Origin of the sequence: Ilumatobacter nonamiensis YM16-303 (genome assembly GCF_000350145.1) — a bacterium.
Classification (GTDB): domain Bacteria; phylum Actinomycetota; class Acidimicrobiia; order Acidimicrobiales; family Ilumatobacteraceae; genus Ilumatobacter_A; species Ilumatobacter_A nonamiensis.
Genome location: NZ_BAOL01000280.1, coordinates 1 through 2,003, shown reverse-complemented (window position 1 = coordinate 2,003; position 2,003 = coordinate 1). Strand labels below are relative to the sequence as shown.

Here is a 2,003-nt window from a genome sequence, read left to right as displayed (position 1 = left end):
CGGAGCGCGGGAACAGTTCACGAGAACGGGGTGGTTAGAGGCCGCCGGCGACGATGAGGGTCTGGCCGGACATCCAGCTGCCGGCTTCGCTGGCGAGGTAGACGGCAGTCGAGCCCATGTCGTCGGGCCGACCGAGCCGCTGGAGCGGGATTCGCTTCGTCGCCATCTGCTCGAGCTGCTCCTCGTCGGTGTCGAGCGCGGTCATCATGACCTCCGTCGGCACGTAGCCGGGGGAGATTCCGTTGACGCGGATCTTCGGCGCGAGTTCGAGCGACATCGTCTTGGTCAGCGAGTTCACCCCGGCCTTGGCCGCTGCGTAGTGGCCGCTTCCCGGCACACCGCGGTCACCGGCCGGCGATGAGATGTTGATGATGCTTCCGCCCTCGGTCATCCGCTCGGATGCGACCACCGAAGCCCGCATCACTGCCGTGAGATTGAGGCTCAAGCACGCGTCCCAGTCGTCGTCGGCGATCTCGTTGAGGGGCGAGCGCAGAGGCGAACCGCCGGCGTTGTTCACCCACACGTGGAGGCCGCCGTGCGCATCGACCGCAGCATCGGCCAACGCGACGAGCGCGTCACGGTCGGTGACGTCGGTCGTCACGGCGAGGGCGGTGCCCCCGGCGTCATTGATCTCCGCGGCGACCCGCTCGATGCGGTCCGCGTGTCGTGCGGCGACGATCACCGATGCACCGGCCTCGGCCAGGCTCTTGGCGATGCCTTCGCCGATGCCTTGACCGCCGCCGGTCACGACGGCGGACTTGCCGGTCAGGTCGAAAGGGTTCATGAGATCTCCAGGTTGGTCGTACGGATGGAATGTGGACGTGCCGGGCGGATCATGTGGTGGCGGCGATCACGGTCTCGCCGAACTCGGCGAGACGATCGAGGCCGCCGTCACCGGCAAAGAAGAAGGCAGGGATCATCGCCCGGCCGACACCGAGTTCGCGCATCTCCTCGACACCACGGATCGGATCCGCGAGCTGATTGGCGAACATCGCATTGATCTCGATCTCACCGGGGTCGCGACCTTCCTTCTCCGCAGCGACGCGCAGCCGCTCGATGAGCCCGGCGAGGCGTTCGCTGTCGCCCTCGCCGGGAAAGTATCCATCGGCCAGACGCGCGGCCCGACGGATCGCGACGTCGCTGTCGCCGCCGACCAGGACGGGAATCCGTTCCTGCACCGGACGGGGGCTGCACGTGACCGGCTCGAAGTCGACGAACTCGCCGTGGAACTCCGCGTGCGGGCCGGCCCACAGCGCGCGCATCGCGGCGATGTACTCGTCGTTGCGCGCGCCGCGGCGCTCCCACGGAACGCCGAGCGCCTCGAACTCCTCGCGCATCCAGCCGACGCCGAGACCGAGCTCCACGCGGCCGTTCGAGATGCGGTCGAGCGTCGCCAGTTCCTTCGCGAGGATCAGCGGGTTGCGTTGCGGCACGATGAGGATGCACGTCCCGAGCCGGAGCGTCGGCGCGGCCGCCGCGGCGAACGCGAGCCAGATCAGCGGGTCGGGAATCGGTGTCTCCGGCTCGGCGGGGATCTTTCCGTCAGGTGTGTACGGGTAGGCGGAGTCGATCGAGCTCGGCATGATCACGTGCTCGCCACCCCACAGTGATTCGAAGCCGGCGGCCTCGGCCTGCCGACAGACGGCGAAGGAGTCAGCCTGCTCCTGGGCGATGCTGCTCGCGAATGCCAATCCGAATTTCATCTCGCTCCCTCTGCGACGCCGGACTCACCGGATGTTCGTCGGACGTCGATCGGGAGCGTAGGAAACGCGACGTGCGTCGACAGAGTCGGAGCAGCAACAGGGCCCGTGAGTTGTCGTTCCCGGTTGCGGGGAAGGATTGAATCAGTCGACCTCCGCACGGGGCGGCGGCGCTGGATCCCTGTGTGGACATCTCACGGGCCCTGTCTCGATGATCGCGCCGGAGCGACTCGGGCGCAACCCCCCAACTCATCGAGGCGCGACCACGTCGGCGATCTCGTGAACAGTTCGCGCACGGAGCGC

Annotated in this window: 2 protein-coding genes; both read right to left on the bottom strand. The window is 67.9% G+C overall.

The window, feature by feature from the left end; genetic code table 11:
* Window positions 1-34: 34 nt before the first annotated feature.
* Window positions 35-784 (bottom strand): SDR family NAD(P)-dependent oxidoreductase, encoded by a 750-nt coding sequence (locus tag ON45_RS19635; RefSeq protein ID WP_040496320.1) that lies wholly within the window; start codon window positions 782-784, stop codon window positions 35-37.
* A 49-nt stretch (window positions 785-833) separates the two neighbouring features.
* On the bottom strand, window positions 834-1,703 hold the full coding sequence (locus ON45_RS19630) for an LLM class F420-dependent oxidoreductase (protein WP_040496318.1): 870 nt from the start codon (window positions 1,701-1,703) through the stop codon (window positions 834-836).
* Window positions 1,704-2,003 lie beyond the last annotated feature (300 nt).

Bases quoted from the DNA above. Each gene is read 5' to 3' on its own strand.
- ON45_RS19630 (WP_040496318.1), bottom strand. From the start codon at position 1,703: ATGAAATTCGGATTGGCATTCGCGAGCAGCATCGCCCAGGAGCAGGCT.
- ON45_RS19635 (WP_040496320.1), bottom strand. From the start codon at position 784: ATGAACCCTTTCGACCTGACCGGCAAGTCCGCCGTCGTGACCGGCGGC.